Below are 251 nucleotides of genomic sequence, written 5' to 3' on the forward strand. Positions count from 1 at the left end.
GAAGTATTACGAATGTAACGGTAATGCAACATTCACCACACACATAGTTGTGGTCATTTTGTTCACTGCGGAAGTCGGCGAGCCGTCAGAGTTCATTTTCCATTCACCGTGAATGGTCATCGGCGAGAACGTTAGGACAGACGGAGGGGCGGGGCAGCGGGTGCTTTGCCGCCCCCCCCGTGCCGGGCATGGCGGTCGCCCAGTCTCGGGTAAGAAGCGGGTCGGCGTGTGGGCGGACTTTGTGTTGCGGG

Source organism: Brevibacterium sp. (assembly GCF_052105255.1).
Lineage (GTDB): Bacteria > Actinomycetota > Actinomycetes > Actinomycetales > Brevibacteriaceae > Brevibacterium > Brevibacterium linens_B.